The organism is Streptomyces sp. NPDC047017 (assembly GCF_040644175.1).
Classification (GTDB): domain Bacteria; phylum Actinomycetota; class Actinomycetes; order Streptomycetales; family Streptomycetaceae; genus Streptomyces.
The window spans coordinates 373,030-399,066 of record NZ_JBEYVW010000006.1 but is presented as its reverse complement, the minus strand read 5'-3'; the positions used below and the strand labels follow the sequence as shown (position 1 = coordinate 399,066).

The 26,037-nt window shown below is 72.5% G+C and carries 13 protein-coding genes, 1 tRNA gene, 1 rRNA gene and 1 pseudogene; 13 read left to right on the top strand and 3 right to left on the bottom strand.

The genetic code is table 11. The features are described 5' to 3' along the window. Positions 1 to 35 precede the first annotated feature (35 nt). From rrf to ABZ858_RS13525, 3 genes are all read left to right on the top strand, one after another. Positions 36 to 152: ribosomal RNA gene (rrf, locus tag ABZ858_RS13535) — 5S ribosomal RNA — on the top strand. A gap of 100 nt (positions 153 to 252) precedes the next feature. Then, entirely contained in the window at positions 253 to 951 is a 699-nt protein-coding gene (locus ABZ858_RS13530; protein ID WP_361376146.1) for a DegT/DnrJ/EryC1/StrS family aminotransferase, read from the top strand. Between the two features lie 41 nt (positions 952 to 992). Next, a tRNA-Thr gene (locus ABZ858_RS13525) sits at positions 993 to 1,065 on the top strand. A gap of 70 nt (positions 1,066 to 1,135) precedes the next feature. Here the strand turns inward: ABZ858_RS13525 and ABZ858_RS13520 are convergent. Continuing rightward, positions 1,136 to 3,901, bottom strand: a complete 2,766-nt coding sequence (locus tag ABZ858_RS13520; protein WP_361376143.1) for a SpoIIE family protein phosphatase — start codon at positions 3,899 to 3,901, stop codon at positions 1,136 to 1,138. A 336-nt stretch (positions 3,902 to 4,237) separates the two neighbouring features. Here ABZ858_RS13520 and ABZ858_RS13515 point away from each other — a divergent pair, with 336 nt between their 5' ends. The 9 genes from ABZ858_RS13515 to ABZ858_RS13475 all read left to right on the top strand — a co-directional run bounded on the left by ABZ858_RS13515 (position 4,238) and on the right by ABZ858_RS13475 (position 19,032). Next, on the top strand, positions 4,238 to 9,811 hold the full coding sequence (locus ABZ858_RS13515; protein ID WP_361376140.1) for a HAMP domain-containing protein: 5,574 nt from the start codon (positions 4,238 to 4,240) through the stop codon (positions 9,809 to 9,811). Between the two features lie 373 nt (positions 9,812 to 10,184). Beyond that, positions 10,185 to 10,865 (top strand): response regulator, encoded by a 681-nt coding sequence (locus ABZ858_RS13510; RefSeq protein ID WP_361376137.1) that lies wholly within the window; start codon positions 10,185 to 10,187, stop codon positions 10,863 to 10,865. A gap of 181 nt (positions 10,866 to 11,046) precedes the next feature. Next, entirely contained in the window at positions 11,047 to 13,866 is a 2,820-nt protein-coding gene (locus ABZ858_RS13505) for a DNA translocase FtsK (RefSeq protein WP_361376134.1), read from the top strand. A 307-nt stretch (positions 13,867 to 14,173) separates the two neighbouring features. Continuing rightward, complete coding sequence (locus ABZ858_RS13500; protein WP_361376131.1) at positions 14,174 to 15,019, top strand: RodZ domain-containing protein; 846 nt, start codon at positions 14,174 to 14,176, stop codon at positions 15,017 to 15,019. 102 nt (positions 15,020 to 15,121) lie between these two features. Then, a complete protein-coding gene (gene rimO / locus ABZ858_RS13495) occupies positions 15,122 to 16,594 on the top strand; it encodes a 30S ribosomal protein S12 methylthiotransferase RimO (protein WP_361376128.1) in 1,473 nt (490 codons plus the stop codon). Then, the gene (gene pgsA / locus ABZ858_RS13490) at positions 16,591 to 17,370 is read left to right on the top strand and encodes a CDP-diacylglycerol--glycerol-3-phosphate 3-phosphatidyltransferase (protein WP_361376125.1); all 780 of its coding nucleotides are present in this window, start codon (positions 16,591 to 16,593) and stop codon (positions 17,368 to 17,370) included. Before rimO ends, pgsA begins: the two co-directional genes overlap by 4 nt. After that, complete coding sequence (locus ABZ858_RS13485; protein ID WP_361376122.1) at positions 17,367 to 17,912, top strand: CinA family protein; 546 nt, start codon at positions 17,367 to 17,369, stop codon at positions 17,910 to 17,912. The genes pgsA and ABZ858_RS13485 overlap by 4 nt, the downstream gene beginning before the upstream one ends. 109 nt (positions 17,913 to 18,021) lie before the next feature. After that, positions 18,022 to 18,402 carry a helix-turn-helix transcriptional regulator gene (locus tag ABZ858_RS13480; protein ID WP_361376120.1) on the top strand — a complete coding sequence of 127 codons (381 nt, stop codon included), beginning with the start codon at positions 18,022 to 18,024 and terminating at the stop codon, positions 18,400 to 18,402. 366 nt (positions 18,403 to 18,768) lie between these two features. Further along, complete coding sequence (locus ABZ858_RS13475; protein ID WP_361376194.1) at positions 18,769 to 19,032, top strand: hypothetical protein; 264 nt, start codon at positions 18,769 to 18,771, stop codon at positions 19,030 to 19,032. Here the strand turns inward: ABZ858_RS13475 and ABZ858_RS13470 are convergent. Together ABZ858_RS13470 and ABZ858_RS13465 are read right to left on the bottom strand one after the other, a co-directional pair. After that, a complete protein-coding gene (locus ABZ858_RS13470) occupies positions 19,011 to 19,868 on the bottom strand; it encodes a DNA-formamidopyrimidine glycosylase family protein (protein ID WP_361376118.1) in 858 nt (285 codons plus the stop codon). The two genes, ABZ858_RS13475 and ABZ858_RS13470, sit on opposite strands and share 22 nt — an antisense overlap. Positions 19,869 to 20,041: 173 nt before the next feature. Then, positions 20,042 to 25,123: an ATP-dependent helicase gene (locus ABZ858_RS13465; protein ID WP_361376115.1), complete on the bottom strand. Its 5,082-nt coding sequence runs from the start codon at positions 25,121 to 25,123 to the stop codon at positions 20,042 to 20,044. Between ABZ858_RS13465 and ABZ858_RS13460 the strand changes: the two are divergent. Beyond that, a pseudogene (locus ABZ858_RS13460) lies at positions 25,011 to 26,030 on the top strand (AraC family transcriptional regulator); the annotation flags it as partial. The gene ABZ858_RS13465 and the pseudogene ABZ858_RS13460 overlap by 113 nt on opposite strands. Positions 26,031 to 26,037: the final 7 nt, after the last annotated feature.

The following is a 26,037-nucleotide window of genomic DNA, read 5'->3' as shown; positions in this document are numbered from 1 at the left end:
TGCCACACATGGTGCGGTTGATTGTTTCATAGTGTTTCGGTGGTCATAGCGTGAGGGAAACGCCCGGTTACATTCCGAACCCGGAAGCTAAGCCTCACAGCGCCGATGGTACTGCAGGGGGGACCCTGTGGGAGAGTAGGACACCGCCGAACAATTATTCAAAAGGGTTGGACCCCGAACTTCGGTTCCGGGTCCAACCCTTTTTTGTTTTCCGTCACTTGACGTTCACGTCGTGCGACCAGCATCCGCCGCATGGGTACTGATGCACTGCTCAGAACCGTGGGCGTCGGAGCCGGTGACGAGGTCGTGGTGCCGGCGTTCGGGAACGCCGAGGTCGCCGAGGCGGTGGTCCGGGCGGGCGCGCTGCCCGTGTTCGCGGACATAGACCCGGTGACGTACTGCCTCGATCCCTGCGCCGTCGAGGCCGCCGCGACTCCCCGTACGGTGGCCGTCGTCGCCGTGCACCGCTTCGGGCGGCCGGCCGACCTGACGAGGCTGCGGGAGGTCGGCCGGCGGCACGGGCTGCCGGTGCTGGAGCATGGTGAATCCGAGGCGCCCTGCGACGAGTTGGCGCAGCGCAGGGAACGCGCCGCCTATCTGGACGCGAAGCTGCGCGGGGTGCGGACGCCCGAGGGCGACGGCGGCCACACCTATCAGCAGTACGTGGTGCGGGTGCCGGGGAACGGCCGGCCGGACCGGGACGCGTTCGCGCGGGCGCTGCGGGAGCGGGGCATCGGCTGCACGGTGCCCGTGAAGACACCCGTGCACCGGCTTCCCGAATTCCGCCGGTGGCTGGTGTGCCTGCCGGAGACCGAGCGGGCCGCCGAGGAGACTCTGGCGCTGCCGGTGGAGGCCGCGCTGACCCGGCGGGAGATGCAGCGGATCGTGTCGGCGTGCAATGCGCTCGGCGGTCCGGTCGCGGTTGGGAGCACGCCGGTGTTCGGGGTATGATCTATTTCGTTGCCGAGGGGGAAACCCCGAAAAGGCGACCGGCCCCTATAGCTCAGTCGGCAGAGCGTCTCCATGGTAAGGAGAAGGTCAACGGTTCGATTCCGTTTGGGGGCTCCGAAAGAAAAGGCCTCGCCCTTCCGGGCGGGGCCTTTTCTTATGCCGGGGCGGGTCCCCGGGCTCCAGGTCAGTCCTGGAGGACCTCCGGGACCCGCATCGCCAGGATCGCCATGTCGTCGGAGGGCGCGTCCGCCGCGAAGCGCTCCACCGCCCGCATGATGCGGGCGGCGACCGCGCCGGCCGTCAGCCCCGTGCAGGTGGTGAGGACGTCCGCGAGGCCGTCGTCGCCCAGCATGCGGGTGCCCTCGCGGCGCTCGGTGACGCCGTCCGTGACGCACAGCAGGACATCGCCCGGGTCCAGCGTGACCGTCTGCTCGTACAGCTCCAGGTCCTCCATGACGCCGAGCAGCGGCTGCGGTTCGGCGGCCGGTTCGACCGTGCCGTCCTGGCGCAGGCGCAGCGGCAGCGGGTGACCGGCGCAGACCACCTTCAGCCGGGCGCTGCCGTCCTCCTGCGGCCACAGCTCGCCGTACAGGAGGGTGAGGAAGCGGCTGCGGGCGCCCTCGTCGAGGATCGCGGAGTTCAGGCGCTCCAGGACCGCCGGGCCGCCGTAGCCCTCGCGGGCCAGCAGTCTGAGCGCGTGCCGGGCCAGGCCCGTGACGGCGGCCGCCTCCGGGCCCGTACCGCAGACGTCGCCGATGGCGAAGCCGTAGGCGCCGTCGCGGATGGGGAAGAGGTCGTAGAAGTCGCCGCCGACCTCGTTGCCCTCGCCGGCCGCGCGGTAGATGACGTCGACCTCGACGCCGTCGATCTGCGGCAGCCCCGGCGGCAGCAGGCTGCGCTGGAGGGACTGGCTGATGGCCGTACGCTCCGAGTACAGGCGGGCGTTGTCCAGGGCCAGGGCGGCCCGGCGGCTCAGGTCCTCGGCGAGTTCCAGGATCTCCTGGCGGAAGTGCTCGTCGGCGGGCTTGCCCAGGGTGAGCATGCCGATGACGCGGTTGCGGGCGACCAGCGGCAGGACGACCGTCTCGCCGCCCACCGCGGCGGCGGTGGCGAGGGTGGGGCCGATGGTCGTGCCGATGCGGTGGTGGGAGTCGCCCAGGCTGAGGCTGCGCATGGAGCTGCGCAGGGCCGCCTGGTGGGCGGCCTCGCCGGGGGCGGGCCAGATCCGGGCGCCCGGCGTGGGGACCGGGTCGGGCGGGGCGACCTTCGACAGCAGGGACTTGATGCCGTCGATGAGTTCCTCGTCCTCGTGCAGGACGTAGGAGAGATAGGGGTCGGAGGCCTGGTCGGCGATGGTGTAGACGGCGCACCAGGTGGCCAGGGTCGGGACCGTCATCTGTGCCATCAGGGCGAGGGTCTGGTCACGGTCCAGGGTGCCGGCCAGCAGGTCGGACGCCTCGACGAGGAAGCTGAGCGAGCCGCGGCGCAGCCGTTCCAGCTCGCCCAGGCGGGCCGACTCGACGGCCAGGGCGATGCGGTCGGCGGCGAACTGCAGGCGCAGTGCCTCCTCGTTGGAGTATCTGCCGGAGGCCTCGGCGGCCACGCCGAGGGAGCCGGTGAGGCGGCCCTCGACCTTGAGGGGGACCGTGACGACGGAACGCATGCCGGTGCCGCCGAGCAGGGGGACGGCGCCGGGGGCGGCGGTGAGGTCGTCGTGGACGGCGGGCATGCGGGCCGAGCCGTAGCGGCCGGGGCCGGCCTCGACGGGGACGCGGGCGAAGCGCTGGCGGGCGGAGGGCAGGCCGGTGGAGGCGCGGACCTCCAGCTCGGTCTCGTCGTCGGTGGCCAGGAGCAGGAAGGCGGCGTCGGCGTCGAGCATGTCGCGGGCCCGCTCCACCGTGCGCTGCAGCAGGCTGTCCAGGTCGTCGGGGGCGGGGGAGCCGATGAACACCTCGAACGGGTCGGTGTTCGAGCCGTCGGCGCCGGTGCCCGCGTCGGTGTTCGCCGGGAGGCGCAACGGAGTCTGCAGGATGGCGCGTTCGTGATCGCGTACGAGCAGGCAGACCGTGGAGGGCTCGCCGCCGGAGTCGCGGACGCGCAGATGGGAGGCGTAGACGGGGATGACCCGGCCGTCAGCGCCGCGGATGCCGTAGCTGCCCTCCCAGCGGGACAGACGCAGTGCCTCGGCGACGCCGGTGCCGGTGCCGGGCGTGTGCGGCCAGGCGGCGAGGTCGGTCAGGGGCTTGCCGGTGACCTGCTCGGCGGCGTAGCCGAAGAGTTCCTCGGCGTCCTCGTTCCAGGCGGTGATGGTGCCGCCGCGGTCGATCTGGACGACGGCGACGCGGACCCGGCCGTCGGCCAGCGGGAGGAGTTCGGCGGGCAGCGAGGGGCCCGCGGAGCGGGTGCCGACCGGGCGCTCGGGCGAGTCCAGCTGGAACCAGACGTTCTTGTGCGTGGGGGTGTACTCCACGCCCCAGCGGCCGGCCAGGGCCGCGCACAGCTGGAGGCCGCGGCCGCCCTCCCGGTCCGGGCTGCCCATGGAGACGGCCGCGCTCTGCAGCGGGACCTCGCGCTCCGGGTAGCGGTCGGCGACCTCGACGCGTACCCCGTTGGCACTGCGCAGGCACAGGACGTCGGCGGCGGTGCCGGCGTGCACGACGGCGTTGGTGACCAGTTCGCTGGTGAGGACCACGGCGTCGTCGACGATGTCGCCGAAGCCCCACCCCTGGAGGGTGTCGCGGACGAAGGACCGGGCGGTCGCGACCGATCGCCCCAGGGGCTCGAAGCTGGCGGCCGCGCGCGCGGTGATCACAGAACTCCTCGTCCGGTTGTCGACGTGCCGGTCCTGGTGACCGGCCGGTTCGCCCCGCTGTTCCGGCAGCTGGGGGCCGTCCGGCCCGGTCGGCCCTGGCTCCGGGGGCGGTCCCCCGGGGATCACTCCGGTGGTCATTGTGTGCGGCCGCCCTCCGATGCCCGCTCGTTCCCGTGCCACCGCCCAGGCCGGACGGACCGTGGCTGGACAGCCGCATGCAAGGTTACTTACCTTCGCCGTCCGTGCGGATGCCGGTCACCAGTGTTTTCGCCCGGAGGGTGTGCGGACGGTGTGCGAAGCTGCCGAACTGTTATGGCCTGGTTCGGTGGGGGTGAAACACTGGGCAGGCTTGTTCTGACGGCGCGGGCGGGACGAGTGTGGTCCGCGCACGTGGGACAGCAGCCCTTCGTGTGGCCTGGTGGAATCGGGCAGACATACGAAGCAGTAACGGTCGACCCCTGCGGGAGGGACACAGTGGAGTCTGGCGCAGCGACGCGGGGCACGAGGACGCGCGCGAAAGGCGGACCGTCCGGGCAGTCCCCGAGCGACCGGCGCGCGCCGCGGGGCGGCACCACCGCGGTGGACACGGCGGCCCTGAACCGGTTGCTGGCCGCTCTGGTGGGGATGCGGGACGGGAACTTCCGCAAGCGGCTCACGGTGTCCGGGGACGGCGTGATGTCGGAGATCGCCGCGGTCTTCAACGAGGTGGCCGACCGCAATCTGCACCTGACGGGCGAGCTGTCGCGGGTACGGCGCATGGTGGGGCGTGAGGGAAAACTCACGGAGCGGCTGGAGACGGGTGCCTGTGAGGGGTCCTGGGCGGCCGCGGTCGAGAACTCCAACGCGCTCGTCGACGATCTGGTGCGGCCCGTCTCCGAGGTGGGGCGGGTGCTGTCCGCGGTCGCCGAGGGTGACCTGTCGCCGCGGATGGAGCTGCGCACGCAGGCCGCGGAGGGTGCGGGGCATCCGCTGCGGGGCGAGTTCCTGAAGGTCGGGCGGACCGTCAACAATCTGGTCGACCAGCTGTCGACGTTCACCGACGAGGTCACGCGGGTGGCCAGTGAGGTGGGCACCGAGGGCAAGCTGGGCGGGCAGGCCCGGGTGCGGGGCCTTTCGGGTTCGTGGAAGGACCTGACGGACTCCGTCAACACGATGGCGTCCCGGCTGACCGCGCAGGTGCGGGACATCGCGCTGGTGACCACGGCGGTGGCCAAGGGCGATCTGTCACGCAAGGTCACCGTGCATGTCGCCGGGGAGATGCTGGAGCTGAAGAACACCGTCAACACGATGGTGGACCAGCTGTCCGCGTTCTCCTCCGAGGTGACGCGGGTCGCCCGTGAGGTGGGCACGGACGGCATCCTGGGCGGGCAGGCGCATGTGCCGGGTGTCGACGGCACCTGGAAGGAACTCACCGATTCGGTGAACCTGATGGCCGGCAACCTGACGGCCCAGGTGCGCGGTATCGCGCAGGTCACCACGGCCGTCGCCGACGGCGACCTGTCGCAGAAGGTGACCGTCCCGGCGCGCGGCGAGGTCGCCCGGCTGGCCGAGACGATCAACCAGATGACCGAGACGCTGCGGATCTTCGCGGACGAGGTCACCCGGGTGGCCAACGAGGTCGGCGGGGAGGGGCGGCTGGGCGGGCAGGCGACCGTGCCCGGCGTGGCCGGTACCTGGAAGGACCTGACGGACTCCGTCAACACGGTGTTCCGCAACCTCACCACCCAGGTGAGGGACATCGCCGCGGTGACGACGGCGGTGGCCAGCGGTGACCTGTCGCAGAAGGTCACGGTCGACGTGGCCGGCGAGATGCTGGAGCTGAAGAACACCGTCAACGGCATGGTCGACCAGCTGTCGTCGTTCGGTGCCGAGGTCACGCGGGTGGCCCGGGAGGTCGGGGTCGAGGGCGAGCTGGGCGGCCAGGCGCAGGTGCCGGGCGCGGCGGGCACCTGGAAGGACCTGACGGACTCCGTCAACACCGCCTTCCGCAACCTCACCGGCCAGGTGAGGAACATCGCGCAGGTGACGACGGCGGTGGCCAACGGCGATCTCTCGCAGAAGGTCACCGTGGACGTCTCCGGCGAGATGCTCCAGCTCAAGAACACCGTGAACACGATGGTGGACCAGCTCTCCTCGTTCGCCGACCAGGTGACGCGGATGGCCCGGGACGTGGGCACCGAGGGCCGGCTCGGCGGCCAGGCGCGCGTGGACGGCGTGTCGGGCACCTGGAAGGAGCTGACCGACTCCGTCAACTCCATGGCGTCCAACCTCACCGGCCAGGTGCGCAACATCGCGCAGGTGACGACGGCGGTGGCGCGCGGCGACCTGTCGCAGAAGATCGACGTGGACGCGCGCGGGGAGATCCTGGAGCTGAAGAACACCATCAACACGATGGTGGACCAGCTGTCCGCCTTCGCCGACCAGGTGACCAAGGTGGCCCGCGAGGTGGGCACCGAGGGGCGGCTCGGCGGGCAGGCGCAGGTGCCGGGTGTGGCCGGTGTGTGGCGGGACCTGACCGACTCGGTGAACGGGATGGCAGGCAACCTGACCTCGCAGGTGCGCAACATCGCGCAGGTCGCCACCGCGGTGGCGCGCGGCGATCTCTCCCAGAAGATCACCGTGGACGCGCGGGGCGAGATCCAGGAGCTGAAGAACACCCTCAACACGATGGTGGACCAGCTCTCCTCGTTCGCCCAGGAGGTCACGCGGGTGGCCCGCGAGGTGGGCACGGAGGGCATCCTGGGCGGCCAGGCCGAGGTGCAGGGCGTGGCCGGCACCTGGAAGGACCTCACCCAGTCGGTGAACTTCATGGCGAACAACCTGACCATCCAGGTCCGCAACATCGCCGAGGTCACCACCGCCGTCGCCAAGGGCGACCTGTCGAAGAAGATCACCGTCGACGCCAAGGGCGAGATCCTCGAACTCGTCACCACCGTCAACACGATGGTCGACCAGCTGTCCTCGTTCGCCGAGCAGGTCACGCGGGTGGCCCGCGAGGTGGGCACCGAGGGCATCCTGGGCGGCCAGGCGCACGTGCCGGGTGTGGTCGGCATCTGGAAGGACCTCAGCGACAACGTCAACCTGATGGCCAACAACCTGACCATGCAGGTGCGCAACATCTCCCAGGTGGCGGCGGCGGTCGCCAACGGCGATCTGACGCGGACGGTGACGATCGAGGCGCGCGGTGAGGTCGCGCAGCTCGCGGACACCTTCAACACCATGGTGAAGACGCTGAGTTCGTTCGCCGACCAGGTCACCAAGGTGGCCCGTGAGGTGGGCACGGACGGCATCCTGGGCGGGCAGGCGTACGTCCCTGGTGTGGCGGGCACCTGGAAGGACCTCACCGAGTCGGTGAACCAGATGGCGTCCAACCTGACCGGTCAGGTGCGCAACATCGCCATGGTGACCACCGCCATCGCCAAGGGCGACCTGACCAAGAAGATCGACATCGACGCGCGCGGGGAGATCCTGGAGCTGAAGACGACCATCAACACGATGGTCGACCAGCTCTCCAGCTTCGCCGAGGAGGTCACCCGGGTGGCCCGCGAAGTGGGCACCGAGGGACAGCTCGGCGGGCAGGCGCGGGTGCGGGACGTGGACGGCACCTGGCGGGACCTGACCGAGTCGGTGAACGAGATGGCCGGGAACCTGACCCGGCAGGTGCGGGCCATCGCACGGGTGGCGACCGCGGTGACCCGCGGCGACCTGAACCTGAAGATCGACGTCGACGCCTCCGGCGAGATCCAGGAACTCCAGGACTACATCAACAAGATGATCGCCAACCTGCGTGACACCACGATCGCCAACAAGGAGCAGGACTGGCTCAAGGGCAATCTGGCCCGCATCTCGGCGCTGATGCAGGGCCGCCGCGACCTGGAGGACGTGGCGTCGCTGATCATGAGCGAGCTGACGCCGGTGGTGTCCGCGCAGCACGGCGCGTTCTTCGTGGCGATGCCGGCGGCCGACGACAAGGACTTCGCCGAGGACCTGGAGAACGCGTACGAGCTGCGGATGCTCGGCTCCTACGGCTATTCGATGGGGTCCATGCCGACCTCGTTCCGGCCGGGTGAGGCGCTGATCGGGACGGCCGCGCAGGAGAAGCGCACGATCCTGGTGGACAACGCGCCCAGCGGTTACCTGAAGATCTCCTCCGGGCTCGGCGAGGCGCCGCCCGCGCAGGTGATCGTGCTGCCGGTGCTGTTCGAGGGCAAGGTGCTCGGGGTGATCGAGCTGGCCTCCTTCACGCCGTTCACGCACATCCAGAAGGACTTCCTCAACCAGATCGCGGAGATGATCGCCACCAGCGTCAACACCATCTCCGTCAACACCAAGACCGAGGTGCTGCTCAAGCAGTCCCAGGAGCTGACCGAGCAGTTGCGGCTGCGCTCGGAGGAGCTGGAGCAGCGGCAGAAGGCCCTCCAGGTGTCCAACGCCGAACTGGAGGAGAAGGCCGAGCTGCTGGCCCAGCAGAACCGGGACATCGAGGCGAAGAACTCCGAGATCGAGGAGGCCCGGCAGGTCCTGGAGGAGCGTGCCGAGCAGCTCGCGGTCTCCATGCGCTACCGCAGCGAGTTCCTGGCCAACATGTCGCACGAGCTGCGTACGCCGCTGAACTCGCTGCTGATCCTGGCCAAGTTGCTCGCCGACAACGCCGAGGGGAACCTGTCCCCGAAGCAGGTGGAGTTCGCCGAGACGATCCACGGGGCCGGTTCCGACCTGCTCCAGCTGATCAACGACATCCTGGACCTGTCCAAGGTCGAGGCGGGCAAGATGGACGTCTCCCCGACGCGCATCGCGCTGGTCCAGCTCATCGACTACGTGGAGGCCACCTTCCGGCCGCTCACCGCCGAGAAGGGCCTGGACCTGTCGGTGCGGGTCTCGCCCGAGCTGCCGGCCACCCTGCACACCGACGAGCAGCGGCTGCTCCAGGTGCTGCGCAACCTGCTGTCCAACGCGGTGAAGTTCACCGACTCCGGGTCGGTGGAGCTGGTCATCCGTCCCGCGCGGGACGAGGTTCCGCAGGCGATCCGCGAGCAGTTGCTGGAGGCCGGTTCGCTGACCGGCCCGGACGCGGACATGATCGCGTTCTCGGTCACCGACACCGGCATCGGGATCGCGGCCAGCAAGATGCGGGTGATCTTCGAGGCGTTCAAGCAGGCCGACGGCACCACCAGCCGCAAGTACGGCGGTACGGGGCTCGGGCTGTCCATCTCGCGGGAGATCGCCCAGCTGCTCGGCGGCGAGATCCACGCGCAGAGCGAACCGGGCCGCGGCTCGACGTTCACCCTGTACCTGCCGCTGCACCCGGGCGAGCTGCCGCCGCAGGGCTACCAGCAGCCCGCGTCCGCCCTGGACGCCGACGAGCTGGTCGCCGCCGCCGAGCCGCACCTGTCCGATCTGTCCGGCCTGTCGCACGCCTCCGAGCTGACGGCGGCCGAGGTGGAGACACCGGCGGAGGTGCGGTCGTACCAGGAGACGCAGAACGGGGCCGCCGCGCTCTTCCGGCGCCGCCGCAGGGCGCTGCCCCCCGGCGCCCGGCCGGAGCCCGAGGAGCGGCCCGAGCCGCAGGCGCCTGAGCAGCAGTGGCCGATGGGACCGCTGGGACCGACGGGACCGGCCGGGGCGGCCGCCCAGGCGGACGCGGCGGCCCGCTCGTACCGGGACGTCCGGTTCGGCGGCGAGAAGGTGCTCATCGTCGACGACGACATCCGCAACGTCTTCGCGCTGACCAGCGTCCTGGAGCAGCACGGCCTGTCGGTGCTGTACGCCGAGAACGGGCGCGAGGGCATCGAGGTGCTGGAGCAGCACGACGATGTGGCGGTCGTCCTGATGGACATCATGATGCCCGAGATGGACGGCTACGCGACGACTACGGCGATCCGCAGGATGCCGCAGTTCGCCGGGCTGCCGATCATCGCGCTGACCGCGAAGGCGATGAAGGGCGACCGGGAGAAGGCGATCGAGTCGGGCGCCTCGGACTATGTGACCAAACCGGTCGATCCGGACCACCTGCTGGGCGTGATGGAGCAGTGGATGCGGGAGGAGTGAGGCCGGTCCGGCACCGGCGCCCGGGGGCGTGGCCGGGGAGCACGGCCGGGACCGGGGGAATCCGGTCCCGGCGCCGGGAACCTTCCGCGGGCGCCGGGAGTTGTGACGTCGGACGCCGGGAGGTGTCGGGTGAGGTCGCCGGAGGCCGCATACAGGCGCGGGATCCGGGGAACCTTCTGGTCTCCTGCCGCGTTTCCGCTACGTGCACAGTGACATCGCGGTGACAGGGTGTGGCGACGGGCGGGGTGCGGCTACGATGACCGGCACAAGGACGGGCGGCGCAAGGAAGTCGTCCCCTGGGGCGGCACCGGGTGGTGTCTCCCGGGTTCCTGCGGACAGGGGCGGCCCCAAGCCGGGGCGAGGAGGGCGGGCCATGGTGCAGAAGGCCAAGATCCTCCTGGTCGATGACCGGCCGGAGAATCTGCTGGCGCTGGAGGCCATCCTCTCCGCGCTCGATCAGACGCTGGTGCGGGCATCGTCCGGGGAGGAAGCGCTCAAAGCGCTGCTCACGGACGACTTCGCGGTGATTCTGCTGGACGTCCAGATGCCGGGCATGGACGGTTTCGAGACGGCCGCGCACATCAAGCGGCGGGAGCGGACCCGGGACATCCCGATCATCTTCCTGACCGCGATCAACCACGGTCCCCACCACACCTTCCGCGGTTACGCGGCGGGTGCGGTGGACTACATCTCCAAGCCGTTCGACCCGTGGGTGCTGCGCGCCAAGGTCTCGGTGTTCGTGGACCTGTACATGAAGAACTGCCAGCTGAAGGAGCAGGCCGCGCTGCTGCGGCTCCAGCTGGAGGGCGGCGGCAAGGGCGGCGTCGGCGACGGCAAGGAGGCCGCCGGCCTGCTCGCGGAGCTGTCCGCGCGCCTGGCGGCCGTGGAGGAGCAGGCGGAGGCCCTCTCCAAGCAGCTCGACGACGACGCGGCCGACGCGGCGGCGGTGGCCACCGCCGCCCATCTGGAGCGGAAGCTGACGGGACTGCGCCGGGCGCTGGACGCGCTGGAGCCGGGCACCGGGAACCCGTCGTCGGTCCCCTCGCAGAACTGACCGCCCGCCCCGGCGGGTTGGGACACCCGGGTGAGACACGTCACCTGACCCGCCGGGCAACTCCGGCCCCGCCGCACGGCCGCTGAGGCCCGGTCAACTGTCGGCCCCGCAGGCACGACACGAACGGGTGAAGGGCTGGGCACACGTGTCCGGCGTCGCCCGCGACGGTAACCTCACACCTATGGCCTCACGTCCCTCCGCAGCCAACAAGCCGCCCGCGAAGAAGGCGGCCGCTCCCGTGAAGGCTCCGGCGAGGAAGGCCGCTGCGAAAAGGGCCCCGGCCAAGAAGGCTCCCGCCAAGCGGGCCCCCGCCAGGAAGGCCGTGGCGGGCAGGCCCGTGCCCCGCCCGGCGGCGCCGAGCCCGACCGGGGGCCTGTTCCGTGTCGTACGCGCCCTCTGGCTCGGCCTGGCGCACGCCGTCGGCGCCGTCTTCCGGGGCATAGGGCAGGGAGCCAAGAACCTCGACCCCGCGCACCGCAAGGACGGCGTCGCCCTGCTGCTGCTCGCCGTCGCCCTGATCGTCGCCGCCGGCACCTGGGCCGACCTGCGCGGCCCGGTCGGGGATCTGGTCGAGATCCTGGTCACCGGCGCCTTCGGCCGGCTCGACCTGCTGGTGCCGATCCTGGTCGGGATCATCGCGGTGCGCTTCATCCGGCACCCGGAGAAGCCCGAGGCCAACGGCCGGATCGTCATCGGCCTGTCCGCCCTCGTGCTCGGCGTGCTCGGACAGGTCCACATCGCCTGCGGCTCGCCCGCGCGCAGCGACGGCATGCAGGCCATAAGGGACGCCGGCGGCCTCATCGGCTGGGGCGCGGCCACCCCGCTGACGTACGCCATGGGCGAGGTGCTCGCCGTACCCCTGCTCGTGCTGCTCACGGTGTTCGGCCTGCTGGTCGTCACCGCCACCCCGGTCAACGCCATCCCGCAGCGGTTGCGGCTCCTCGGGGTGAGACTCGGCCTGCTGCCCGACCCGGAGGACGACGAGGACGCCGAGTACGCCGCGTACCCCGAGGACGACGCCCGCTACGACGAGCAGTGGCGCGAAGCGCTGCCCGCGCGCCCCCGCGGCCGCCGGAGCCCCGGCCCGGAGTACGACCCCGACACCGCGGAGCAGGACGCCCTCACCAAGCGGCGCGCCCGGCCCCGGCGCTCGGCCGTGCCGCAGCCCGACATGGAACGGCCGATGGACGCCGTGGACGTGGCCGCCGCGGCCGCCGCCGCGCTGGACGGCGCCGTACTGCACGGCATGCCGCCGTCGCCGGTCGTCGCCGACCTCACCCAGGGCGTCGCCGTGGGCGATCGCGGTGAGACCCCCACCCCCACCCCGGTACCGGCCGCGCGCCCCGAGCAGGACGCCCCCGCCGCGCCCCCGAAGGCGCAGCCGCCGGCCGGACGCAAGGCGGGTCCGGCGGCCGCGCGCCCCGCACCGGGCGAGCCGCCCGCCGGGGTCCCCGACCTCACCAAGGCCCCGCCCGCCGAGACCCGCGACCTGCCGCCGCGCGCCGAGCAACTCCAGCTCTCCGGTGACATCACCTACGCGCTGCCCAAGCTGGACCTGCTGGAGCGCGGCGGCCCCGGCAAGGCGCGCAGCGCCGCGAACGACGCCGTCGTCGACTCGCTCACCACCGTCTTCACCGAGTTCAAGGTGGACGCCCGGGTCACCGGCTTCACCCGCGGCCCCACGGTCACCCGCTACGAGGTCGAACTCGGCCCCGCCGTGAAGGTCGAGCGGATCACGGCGCTGACCAAGAACATCGCCTACGCCGTGGCCAGCCCGGACGTGCGGATCATCAGCCCGATCCCCGGCAAGTCCGCGGTCGGCATCGAGATCCCCAACACCGACCGGGAGATGGTCAACCTCGGCGACGTGCTGCGCCTGGCGGAGGCCGCCGAGGACGACCACCCGATGCTGGTCGCGCTCGGCAAGGACGTCGAGGGCGGCTATGTGATGGCGAACATCGCGAAGATGCCGCACATCCTGGTGGCTGGCGCCACCGGCTCCGGCAAGTCGTCCTGCATCAACTGCCTGATCACCTCGATCATGATGCGGGCGAGCCCGGAGGACGTCCGCATGGTCCTGGTCGACCCCAAGCGCGTCGAGCTGACTGCGTACGAGGGCATCCCGCACCTGATCACGCCGATCATCACCAACCCCAAGCGGGCCGCCGAGGCGCTGCAGTGGGTCGTGCGCGAGATGGACCTGCGCTACGACGACCTGGCCGCGTTCGGCTTCCGGCACATCGACGACTTCAACGAGGCCGTGCGCAGCGGCAAGGTGAAGTCGCCCGAGGGCAGCGAACGCGAGCTGCAGCCCTACCCGTACCTGCTGGTGATCGTCGACGAGCTGGCCGACCTGATGATGGTCGCGCCGCGTGACGTCGAGGACGCGATCGTGCGCATCACGCAGCTCGCCCGCGCGGCCGGCATCCACCTGGTGCTCGCCACCCAGCGGCCCTCGGTGGACGTCGTCACCGGCCTGATCAAGGCGAACGTGCCCTCCCGGCTGGCCTTCGCCACCTCCTCGCTCGCCGACAGCCGCGTCATCCTGGACCAGCCCGGCGCCGAGAAGCTGATCGGCAAGGGCGACGGCCTGTTCCTGCCGATGGGGGCGAGCAAGCCGACCCGGCTGCAGGGCGCGTTCGTCACCGAGGCCGAGGTCGCCGCGGTCGTCCAGCACTGCAAGGACCAGATGACGCCGGTCTTCCGGGACGACGTCGTCGTCGGCACCAAGCAGAAGAAGGAGATCGACGAGGACATCGGCGACGACCTCGACCTGCTGTGCCAGGCGGCCGAGCTGGTGGTCTCCACGCAGTTCGGGTCCACCTCCATGCTCCAGCGCAAGCTGCGGGTCGGCTTCGCCAAGGCCGGCCGGCTGATGGACCTCATGGAGTCGCGGAACATCGTCGGCCCCAGCGAGGGATCCAAGGCGCGGGACGTCCTGGTGAAGGCCGACGAGCTGGACGGTGTGCTGGCCGTGATTCGGGGCGAGAGCGAGGGGTAGGCGTACAGGGCGCGGTCCCGGGAGTCCGGGGGCGGGCCGGCCGCGAGGGAGGGCACCGTGATCCACCCGTTAGCCGACGGCGGGCAACCCTTCACCCGGGCCGTACGTCCAGTTGGGCAAGAGGTCCGGTACGGGTCCGTGCAGGTCCGAATCCTCGGTCGCACAGCGGTCCCGGACCGGTCCCGCCATCGGTTCGTCCGGCCATTCCGATGGCGTACAAAGTACTTCCGCCGGGTCGCTCCACCCTTTGGCACACCCCTAGACTGAATTTCCAGCACAGGTGGCTACACGCTCGAAAGGCGCCCCCGTGTCCATCGGCAACTCCCCTGAAGACGAGCGTCCGTTCGAAGACGTTTCCGAGGAAGCCCGCCCCTCCATCGGCCGAATCCTGAAGGACGCCCGGCTCGCCGCCGGGCTGACCGTCGACGAGGTCAGCACCGCCACCCGGGTCCGCATCGCCATCGTGCACGCCATCGAGGCCGACGACTTCGCCCCCTGCGGCGGTGACGTCTACGCCCGAGGACACATCCGGACCCTGGCCCGCGAGGTGCACCTCGACCCGGCCCCGCTGCTCGCCCGGTACGACGCCGGGCACGGCGGGCGCCCCGCGCCGACCCCGGCCGCCCCGCTCTTCGAGGCGGAACGTATCCGTCCGGAGCGGCGCGGGCCCAACTGGACCGCCGCCATGGTCGCCGCGATCGTCGTCGTCATCGGGTTCGTCGGCTTCACCGCCGTCAAGGGTGGCGGCAGTGGTGACGACGGCGCCCAGGCCCAGGCCGCCGAGGGCTCCACCGCCACCACCGGCGCGCCCGCCTCGCCCAAGCCGCACACCAGCAAGCCCGCCGCCCCGAAGCCGGCCCCGTCCGACAGCGCCATCGCCGCCGCGCCCCAGGACAAGGTGACCGTCCAGGTCAGCGCACCCAACGGACGCAGCTGGATCTCCGCCAAGGACCACAACGGGCGCATGCTCTTCGACGGGCTGCTCGACAAGGGCCAGTCCAAGACCTTCCAGGACAGCACCAAGATCAACCTCATTCTCGGTGACGCCGGCGCCATCCAGCTCTTCGTCAACGGCAAGAAGATCGAGGACCAGTTCCAGCCCGGCGCCGTGGAACGCCTCACGTACACCAAGGGCGACCCGCAGGTCGGATAGCCCGGTACCTGGGGGTCGGCGGGGCACACGGACGAGGGGTTGGCCAAGATCGGCCAACCCCTTCGACATGGGGCGCGACAGAGACAAAGTAGTCTTGAGCCCATGCCTGAACGCCGCACCGTCGCACTCGTCACTCTCGGCTGCGCCCGTAACGAGGTGGACTCGGAGGAGCTCGCAGGCCGTTTGGAGGCGGACGGCTGGCAGCTCGTGGAGGACGCCGCGCAAGCGGACGTCGCCGTCGTCAACACCTGCGGCTTCGTGGAAGCCGCCAAGAAGGACTCCGTCGACGCCCTCCTGGAGGCCAACGACCTCAAGGACCACGGCAGAACCCAGGCCGTCGTCGCGGTCGGCTGCATGGCCGAGCGGTACGGCAAGGAACTCGCCGAGGCCCTGCCCGAGGCCGACGGCGTGCTCGGCTTCGACGACTACGCGGACATCTCCGACCGCCTCCAGACCATCCTGAGCGGCGGCATCCACGCCGCGCACACCCCGCGCGACCGCCGCAAGCTGCTGCCGATCAGCCCGGCCGAGCGCCAGGAGGCGGGCACCGCCGTCGCCCTGCCCGGGCACGGACCCGCCGACCTGCCCGAGGGCCTCGCCCCCGCCTCCGGCCCGCGCGCCCCGCTGCGCCGCCGGCTGGACGGCGCCCCCGTCGCCTCGGTCAAGCTGGCCTCCGGCTGCGACCGGCGCTGCTCGTTCTGCGCCATCCCCTCCTTCCGCGGCTCCTTCATCTCCCGCCGCCCCAGCGACGTGCTCAACGAGACGCGGTGGCTGGCCGAGCAGGGCGTCAAGGAGGTCATGCTGGTCTCCGAGAACAACACCTCCTACGGCAAGGACCTCGGCGACATCCGGCTGCTGGAGTCCCTGCTGCCCGAGCTGGCCGAGGTCGACGGCATCGAGCGGGTGCGGATCAGCTACCTCCAGCCGGCCGAGATGCGCCCCGGGCTCATCGACGTCCTGACCTCCACCCCCAAGGTCGCCCCCTACTTCGACCTGTCCTTCCAGCACTCCGCGCCCGGCGTGCTGCGCGCCATGCGCCGCTTCGGCGACACCGACCGCTTCCTGGAGCTGCTGGACACCATCCGCGCCAAGGCGCCCCAGGCCGGTGTGCGTTCCAACTTCATCGTCGGCTTCCCCGGCGAGTCCGAGTCCGACCTGGCCGAGCTGGAGCGCTTCCTGAACGGCGCCCGCCTGGACGCCATCGGTGTCTTCGGCTACTCCGACGAAGAGGGCACCGAAGCGGCGACGTACCAGGACAAGCTCGACGAGGACGTCGTCGCCGAGCGGCTGGCGCGGGTCTCCCGGCTGGCCGAGGAACTCGTCTCCCAGCGCGCCGAGGAACGCGTCGGGGAGACCGTGCGGGTGCTCGTGGAGTCCGCGGACCCCGAGGACGGCGTCCGCGGCCGGGCCGAGCACCAGGCGCCCGAGACCGACGGGCAGGTGCTGCTCACCGGCGGCGAGGAACTGCGCGTCGGCCGTATCGTCGAGGCGAAGGTGATCGGCACGGAGGGGGTCGACCTGGTGGCCGAGCCGCCGACCGGCTCGTTCGGACGGAGTGAGGAGACGGGCAGATGACCGGAGTCCCGGCATCCGCGGCGGGCGGCTCCTCCGGCGCGCGGAAAGCGGCCGAGGCAGCGGTGGCACACCGTGCCGGCGCGGACGGGGCTTCGGACTCCGCCGGGTCCGACGGCACGGTACGGGACCAGGAGGGCGGCAGGCCCGCGCCCGCGCGCGGCGGGAAGATCACGGCCGCCGCCGTGAACCAGGCCAGCGTGTGGAACGTCGCCAATCTGCTGACCATGCTGCGGCTGCTGCTCGTGCCCGGCTTCGTGGCCCTGATGCTGGCCGACGGCGGCTACGACCCGGCCTGGCGCTCCTTCGCCTGGGCCGCCTTCGCCGTCGCCATGATCACCGACCTGTTCGACGGGCACCTGGCGCGCACCTACGACCTCGTCACCGACTTCGGGAAGATCGCCGACCCCATCGCCGACAAGGCGATCATGGGGGCGGCGCTCATCTGCCTCTCCAGCCTGGGTGACCTGCCCTGGTGGGTGACCGGCGTGATCCTCGGCCGGGAACTCGGGATCACCCTGCTGCGGTTCGTGGTCATCCGCTACGGCGTGATCCCCGCGAGCCGGGGCGGCAAGCTCAAGACGCTCACCCAGGGCGTGGCCGTCGGGATGTACGTCCTGGCGCTGACGGGCTGGCTGGCCACCCTGCGGTTCTGGGTGATGGCCGCGGCCGTCGTGCTGACCGTGGTGACCGGGCTCGACTATGTGAAACAGGCCATCGTGCTGCGCAGGCGGGGAATCGCGGAGCGCCGTGCGGCGTTGGAGGAAACGGAAGCGTGAGTTCCCGGGCCGCCGAAGTCGTCGAACTACTGACAGTGAGGGGCCAGACCCTCGCCGTCGCCGAGTCGCTGACCGGTGGCCTGGTGGCGGCGGAGATCACTTCGGTCCCGGGGGCCTCCAAGGTCTTCCGGGGCTCGGTCACCGCCTACGCCACCGAGCTGAAGCATGAGCTGCTCGGCGTGGACGCCACCCTGCTGGCCCAGCGCGGAGCGGTGGATCCGCAGGTCGCGGCCGAGATGGCGGCCGGGGTACGCGATGCCCTGGGAGCCGACTGGGGTGTCGCGACCACCGGGGTCGCCGGCCCCGACCCCCAGGACGGGCAGCCCGTCGGGACGGTCTTCGTGGCCGTGGCCGGGCCGGGCGGCCCGGTGGCCGGAGCGGATCGTGGCGGGAAAACCGCCGCATTGCGGTTGAACGGCGACCGGGCGGAAATCCGTAGAGAGAGTGTACGGAGCGTGCTCGCCCTGCTTCTGGAGCGGGCCGCGGGCCAACAGACCGGGAACGAGCGGGCACAGGATACGGAACGGAACGGGGGGTTTTGATGTTTGCAGCCCTGAGTGAACACGACATCGCTCCCCGCACGGCCGCGTCACGAGGCGGTACGGTGGGGCGTGAAGGTTGCGGCTACGCGGTCCGAGGAGGGAGCCACCGATGATTCTGCTCCGTCGCCTGCTGGGTGACGTGCTGCGTCGGCAGCGCCAACGCCAGGGCCGTACTCTGCGCGAAGTCTCCTCGTCCGCCCGAGTCTCGCTCGGCTATCTCTCCGAGGTGGAGCGGGGGCAGAAGGAGGCTTCCTCCGAGCTGCTCTCCGCCATCTGCGACGCGCTGGACGTACGGATGTCCGAACTCATGCGGGAAGTGAGCGACGAACTCGCCCTCGCGGAGCTGGCTCAGTCCGCTGCGGCCACCGAGCCCGTACCCGCGCCGGTCCGCCCGATGCTGGGTTCCGTGTCGGTGACCGGTGTGCCACCGGAACGGGTGACCATCAAGGCGCCCGCCGCCGCGGAAGCGGTGGACGTGGTGGCCGCGTGACGGTCCTGTGCGCGTGAATCCGTGCGTGTGAGCTGACGCATACGTCGTGAGGCCCCGGCCGGGGCTTCTCCGGGAGATCCGGGGGAGCGCGGCCGGGGCATTTGCGCGTCTGTCGCTGTGTTTCTGTTGCCTTTCCGTTGTCTTCTGGCTGTTTTCCGGCTGCCGTCTGGCTGCCGTCCGGCTGCCTTCCGGTGGTCTTCCGCGCGCTTGCCGGTGCGGGGTGGTGCGGCGAAGGTGGAGGGCGGGCCGGGTCTCCGGCCGACCGGCGCCAGGGAGTGAGAGGAGCGCCTCCGCGCGCCCCGGTGCGCCCTCCTGTACGCGAGGGCGGCGTTCTAGCGTCGGGCTGGAGGTGGGCGCGTGGGTGCGATGGCAGGGCGGATATGCCGCTGGGGGGCAGCCCTGGTGCTGGGCGCGGTGTGGTGGTGGGCGGTGCTGCGGCTGGCGCTGGCGCGTGACGCGGGGGTGGTGGAAGGGGCGGTCGCGGTGAGTGGGTGGGGGCTGAGCTTGCTGCCGGTGCACTGTGTGCCGAAGGGTGGGGCGGCCGGCCGTACGGCAGGGCGGGGCGCGGGCCGGGGGGACATACCTGACGGGGTGTCAGTGCTGGGGCGTCAGCGGCGGGTGCGGGGGTAGCGGTCGGGATGGCGGTCCCGCCACCTCTGCGGTGAACCCGGTGCCGGGGCGGGTCCCGCCTGGCAGGACGGGCACCAGTACGTGGGGCGCTCCTGGGAGCCGTCGCCCTGGTCGGCCACCCGGACCGAGGTGCCGCAGCGCAGGCAGGGGCGGGGCGCACGGCCGTACACGAACAGGTCCTGGCCCCGCAGCCCCGTGGTCCGGCGGACCGTCCGGTCCCGGTTGACCTCCAGGAGCCGCTGGGCGAGCGCGGGCGTTTCGGCGGCGCGGTCGGCGGGCAGGGCGCCCACGGGCAGCCACGGGGTCACGCCGAGCAGGAAGCACAGCTCGCTCTTGTAGACGTTGCCGATTCCCGCCAGGTTGCGCTGGTCGAGCAGCGCCTCACCGAGCGGGCGGGCGGGGTCGGCCAGCAGGTTGGCCAGGGCGAGTGCGGGGTCCCAGTCCGGGCCGAGCAGGTCGGGGCCGAGGTGGCCGACGGCGCGTTCCTCCTCGGTGGTGCGCAGCAGTTCCAGCACGGGCAGGCGGTAGCCGACGGCCGCGCGGTCGGCGGTGGTGAGCACGGCCCGGATCTGGTGGGCGGGGCCGCCCTTCCAGCGCTCGCCGCTGCCGTACACCTTCCAGGCGCCCTCCATCCTCAGATGCGAGTGCAGGGTCAGGCCGCCCTCGAAGCGGGTGAGCAGGTGCTTGCCCCGTGCGACACAGTCCAGGACGGTCCGGCCGGCGAGGTCGACCGTGGCGTACTTCGGCACCCGGAAGTCGCTGCGGGTCAGCGCCTTGCCCGCGAGGGCGTCGCGCAACCGCTTCGCGGCCTGCCAGACCGTGTCACCTTCGGGCATGGCTCAAGGGTGGCACGGGCGCGGCGGAGCGGGGCGGTGCGCGTCGGCTCCGGGTGGCATCGGCTGCGTAGGCCGTACTGGCCGTACTGGCCGTACTGGCCGCATTGGCCGTACCGGCGGCGTCGGCGCACCGGTGGCTTCGGGCGGGTCGCTGTGGCTCGCTGGTGGTCGGGTCATGCGCGCAGCCGCAGTCCGCGCGGGGTCGCGACGAAGCCCACGCCTTCCAGGAGGGTGCCGATGGGGGCGGTCAGCGCGGAGGCGCCGTTGACGCGCTCCACCGTGACCGTGCCGAGGGAGCCCGCGCGGGCCGCCGCGGCGAGCCCCTCGGCCGCCGCCGACAGCCGCGGGTCCTCGGTGGCGGCGCCGTCCGGGTCGGCGGGCCAGGCCAGCAGGGTCTTGCCGCCGCGCTCCATGTACAGGGTCAGCTCGCCGTCCACGAGCACCACCAGGGAGCCGGCCTTGCGTCCCGGCTTGTGCCCGGCCCCGGTCGGCGGCTCGGGCCAGGGCAGGGCGGCGCCGTACGCGTTCGCCGGGTCGGCGGCGGCCAGGAGCACCGCGCGGGAAGCGACGGAGTCGCCACGGCCACCGCGCCGGTCAGCGGGGGCGGAACCGTACGGGAGGCCGCGCCCGCCGCCCCTCGGGCCGCCGTGGCCGGGGGAGGCGGTGCCCGGCGCGGTGAAGTCCCTCGGTGAGATGTACTCCCCTGGCCGGGGGCGGTCGGGGTCCGTCCAGTCCGGGTCGGTACCGAAGCCGGACGGGCCGGTGCCGGACGGGCCGAGGCCGGACACGTCGAAGTCCGGCGTACCGAAGTCCGGCGTACCGAAGTCGGGCGCGCCGGGGCTGGGGTCGGTGCCGGTGCCGGTGCCGGTCGGGTCGAGGGCGCCGGGGAGGGCGTGCGGGGCGGCGGGCGGAGCGCCGGGTGTGTCGAAGCCGGTCGGGAGGCCGGGGAGGCCGCTGCCGTAGCCGCCGCTCCCGTATACGCCGCCCGGTCCCGTGCCGGGCAGGTTCTCCCCGCGCTCGCGGGCGGTCGCCGCCGCCCGCAGGCGGTCGACCGCGCCGTCCATCGCGAACTGGGCGGCACCCAGCCCCTCCACCACGTACCCCCGGCGAGCCTGGCCGGTCTCCTCGAAGGCGGACAGGATGCGGTACACCGCGGAGAAGCCGCCCTCGACGCCCTCCGCGGCCACCGCGCCCCGGGTGACGACGCCGTGCCGGTCGAGGAGGGTCCGGGCCAGGGCGTGGGCGCGCACGGTGGCGTCGGCCTCGCGGTCCGGCAGCAGCGACCAGCGGCCGGCGACGGTCGGCGGACCGCTGCGGGAGGTGGCGCGGGCCGCGGCCGTCAGCGAGCCGTAACGCCCGCGCGGGACCGCCCGCTTGGCGCGGTGGGCCGTGGACCCTGCGGTGCGGCCGGAGCCGAGCAGGGCGCGCATCGGGGCGAGCGTGTCGTTGGTGAGCCGGCCGGACCAGGCCAGGTCCCACAGGGCGTCGGCCAGCTCGGGATCGGTGGCCTCCGGGTGCGTGGTGGCGCGGACCTGATCGGCGATCTGGCGGAAGAACAGCCCGTAGCCGCCGGCGAGGGTGTCGAGGACGGACCGGTGCAGCGCGGTCAGCTCCAGGGGATGCGGTGGCGGCAGGAGCAGCGGGGCGGCGTCCGCCAGGTACAGGGAGACCCAGCCGTCCTTGCCGGGCAGCGCGCCCGCGCCCGCCCACACCACCTCGCCGGCGGCGGTGAGTTCGTCGAGCATCGCCGGGGCGTAGTGCTGCACGCGGGAGGGCAGGACCAGCTTCTCCAGCGCGGACGCGGGCACGGACGCGCCCTGCAACTGCTCGACGGCGCGCACCAGGCCGTCGACGCCCCGCAGCGCGTGCCCCTTGCCGATGTGCTGCCACTGCGGCAGGAACTGCGCGAGCGCGGGCGGCGGCACCGGCTCCAGCTCGTGCCGCAGCGCGGCCAGCGAGCGGCGGCGCAGCCGGCGCAGCACGGCGGTATCGCACCACTCCTGGCCGATGCCCGCCGGGTGGAACTCGCCCTGCACGACCCGGCCGGCCGCGGCGAGCCGCTGCAGCGCGCCCTCGGTGACCGCCGCACCGAGGCCGAACCGGGCCGCCGCCGAGGCCGACGTGAACGGACCGTGCGTGCGGGCATGACGGGCCAGGAGGTCACCGAGGGGGTCCTTGACCGGCTCGGTGAACGCCTCCGGGACGCCCACCGGAAGCGCCGTGCCGAGCGCGTCGCGCAGCCGGCCGGCGTCCTCGATCGCGGCCCAGTGCTCGGCCCCGGCGATCCTGACCCGGATCGCCCGCCGGGCCCCGGCCAGCTCCGGTGCCCAGCCGGGCTCGGCGCCCCGCTCGGCCAGCTCGGCGTCGGTGAGCGGACCGAGCAGCCGCAGGACGTCCGCGACGCCCTCGACGTCCTTGACGCGGCGGTCCTCCGCCAGCCACTGCAGCTCCCGCTCCAGCTCGGTCAGCACCTCGGCGTCCAGCAGCTCGCGCAGCTCCGCCTGGCCCAGCAGCTCGGCCAGCAGCCGCGAGTCCAGGGACAGGGCGGCGGCGCGGCGCTCGGCCAGCGGGGAGTCGCCCTCGTACAGGAACTGGGCGACGTAGCCGAACAGCAGCGAGCGGGCGAAGGGGGACGGCTCGGGTGTGGTGACCTCGACCAGGCGGACCTTGCGGGACTCGATGTCGCCCATCAGCTCGACCAGGCCCGGCACGTCGAAGACGTCCTGGAGGCACTCGCGGACGGCCTCCAGGACGATCGGGAACGAGCCGAACTCGCTCGCCACCTGGAGCAGCTGGGCGGCGCGCTGGCGCTGCTGCCACAGCGGGGTGCGCTTGCCCGGGTTGCGGCGGGGCAGCAGCAGCGCGCGGGCGGCGCACTCGCGGAAGCGGGCGGCGAACAGGGCCGAGCCGCCGACCTGGTCGGTGACGACCTGATCGACCTCGCCCTTGTCGAAGGCGACGTCCGCCGCGCCGATGGGCGCCTGCTCGGTGTCGTACTCCGTGCCCGCCTTCACCGGGTCCTGGTCCAGCAGGTCCAGGCCCATCAGGTCGGCGTCGGGCAGGCGCAGCACGATGCCGTCGTCGGCGTGCATGACCTGCGCGTCCATGCCGTACCGCTCGGACAGGCGGGCGCCCAGGGCCAGGGCCCAGGGGGCGTGCACCTGGGCGCCGAACGGCGAGTGCACGACGACCCGCCAGTCGCCCAGTTCGTCGCGGAAGCGCTCGACGACGATCGTCCGGTCGTCCGGGACGTGCCCGCACGCCTCGCGCTGCTCGGCCAGATAGGAGAGCACATTGCCGGCGGCCCACGCGTCGAGTCCGGCCGCCAGCAGCCGCAGCCGGGCGTCCTCGTCGGACAGCGAGCCGACCTCGCGCAGGAACGCGCCCACCGCGCGGCCCAGCTCCAGCGGACGGCCCAGCTGGTCTCCCTTCCAGAACGGGAGCCGGCCGGGCACCCCCGGCGCGGGGGAGACCAGCACCCGGTCGCGGGTGATGTCCTCGATGCGCCACGAACTCGTCCCCAGGGTGAAGACGTCGCCGACCCGGGACTCGTAGACCATCTCCTCGTCCAGCTCGCCGACCCGGCCGCCGCCCTTCTTCGGGTCGGAACCGGCGAGGAAGACCCCGAACAGCCCCCGGTCGGGGATCGTGCCGCCGGAGGTGACGGCGAGGCGCTGGGCGCCGGGGCGGCCGGTGACCGTGCCCGCCACGCGGTCCCACACCACGCGCGGGCGCAGCTCCGCGAAGGCGTCGGAGGGATAGCGGCCGGCGAGCATGTCGAGCACGGCGGTGAACGCCGACTCCGGCAGCGAGGCGAACGGCGCGGCCCTGCGCACCAGGGCGAGCAGGTCGTCGACCTGCCAGGTGTCCAGCGCGGTCATCGCGACCAGCTGCTGGGCGAGCACGTCCAAGGGGTTGGCGGGCACCCGCAGGGACTCGATGGAGCCCGAGCGCATCCGCTCGGTGACCACAGCCGCCTGGACCAGATCGCCGCGGTACTTCGGGAAGACCACACCGGTGGAGACCGCGCCGACCTGATGTCCCGCGCGGCCGACGCGCTGCAGGCCGGAGGCGACCGACGGCGGCGACTCGACCTGGACGACGAGGTCCACCGCGCCCATGTCGATGCCCAGCTCCAGGCTGGAGGTCGCGACCACGGCCGGCAGCCGGCCCGCCTTGAGGTCCTCCTCGACCAGGGCGCGCTGCTCCTTGGAGACCGAGCCGTGGTGGGCGCGGGCGATGACCGGGGGCGCGCCCTGGGCCGCGCCCGCGCCGCCCATCAGCTCGGCCGGGGAGTGGTGCTCGTCCAGGGGCTCGCCGGTGGCCCGCTCGTAGGCGATCTCGTTGAGCCGGTTGCACAGGCGCTCGGCCAGCCGCCGGGAGTTGGCGAAGACGATCGTCGAGCGGTGGGCCTGGACCAGATCGGCGATCCGTTCCTCGACGTGCGGCCAGATCGAGGGGCGTTCCGCGCCCTCGTCGCCGTCGGCGGCCGGGGCGCCGCCCAGCTCGCCCAGGTCCTCCACCGGGACCACGACCGACAGGTCGAACTCCTTGCCGGACTCCGGCTGGACGATCTCCACCTTGCGGCGGGGCGACAGATAGCGGGCGATCTCGTCGACCGGGCGGACGGTCGCGGACAGCCCGATCCGCCGGGCCGGCCGGGGCAGCAGCTCGTCCAGGCGCTCCAGGGTCAGCGCGAGGTGGGCGCCGCGCTTGGTGCCGGCCACCGCGTGCACCTCGTCCAGGATCACCGTCTCCACCCCGGTCAGCGCGTCGCGCGTGGCCGAGGTGAGCATCAGGAACAGCGACTCGGGTGTGGTGATCAGGATGTCCGGCGGGCGGGTGGACAGGGCGCGGCGCTCGGCGGGCGGGGTGTCCCCGGAGCGGATGCCGACCTTCACCTCCGGCTCGGGCAGGCCGAGGCGGACGGATTCCTGCCGGATGCCGGTCAGCGGGCTGCGCAGATTGCGCTCGACGTCGACGGCGAGGGCCTTGAGCGGCGAGACGTACAGCACCCGGCAGCGCTTCTTCGGGTCGGCCGGGGGCGGGGTGGAGGCCAGCTGGTCCAGGGCGGCGAGGAAGGCGGCCAGGGTCTTGCCGGAACCGGTCGGCGCGACCACCAGCACGTCCGAGCCCGCGCCGATGGCCTGCCACGCGCCCGCCTGGGCCGCGGTGGGCGCGGAGAACGCCCCCGTGAACCAGCCGCGGGTCGCGGGGGAGAAGCCGTCGAGGGCTCGGTGTGCGTCGCTGACCATGCGTCCATCCTGCACCCGGCCACTGACAATCCGCTCTGACCTGGGCATTTCCCCTGCGCGGCCGGGTGAACACGGCGAGCGGCGCCGGACGGCGGAGAATCGGGGCATGGCGGCGACCGGCGAGGAACGGGCACGGCACTGGCAGTACGCGGAACTGCCCGGTGTCGATCTGCTGCGCGCCCGCTACGTCCGCAAGGAGTTCGTCCGGCACACCCACGAGCACTTCGTGATCGCCGCCATCGCCGAGGGCGTCGAGGTGTTCCACCACGGCGGGGCCGACCGGTACGCCGGACCCGGGGCCCTCGCGCTGGTCAATCCGGACACACCGCACACGGGGCGGGCCGGGGTGCCCGAGGGATGGCGGTACGGGGCGGTGTACCCGGCGCCCGGACTGGTGGCCGAGATCGCCGCCGAGACGACGGCGATCCGCGGCACTCCCGGATTCGTGAGCCCGGTGCTCGACGATCCCCGCGCCGCCGCCCTGGTCCACCGGGTCCTGCGGGCCGCCGAGGAGGGCAACGCGCTCGCCGCCGACACCCTGCTGCGGGTGACCGTGACCCGGCTGCTGCGGCTCAACGGCGGGTCCGTGCCGCAGCGGGAGGTGCGCACGGCGGGAGCGGGCATCGCGGCACGCGCGCGTGCCGTGCTGGAGGAGCGCATGACCGAGCCGCCGACCCTGGAGAGGCTGGCGGCCGATCTCGGAGCGAGCCCGTTCGCCCTGCTGCGGGCCTTCCGGGACACCTACGGGATGCCGCCGCACACCTGGCTGACCGACGCCCGGGTGCGCCGGGCCAGACGGCTGCTGGACACGGGCACCGCACCGGCCCGGGCCGCCGCGGCCGTCGGGTTCACCGACCAGTCGCACCTGAGCCGGCACTTCTCCCGGATCGTGGGGGTGCCGCCCGGCGCCTACC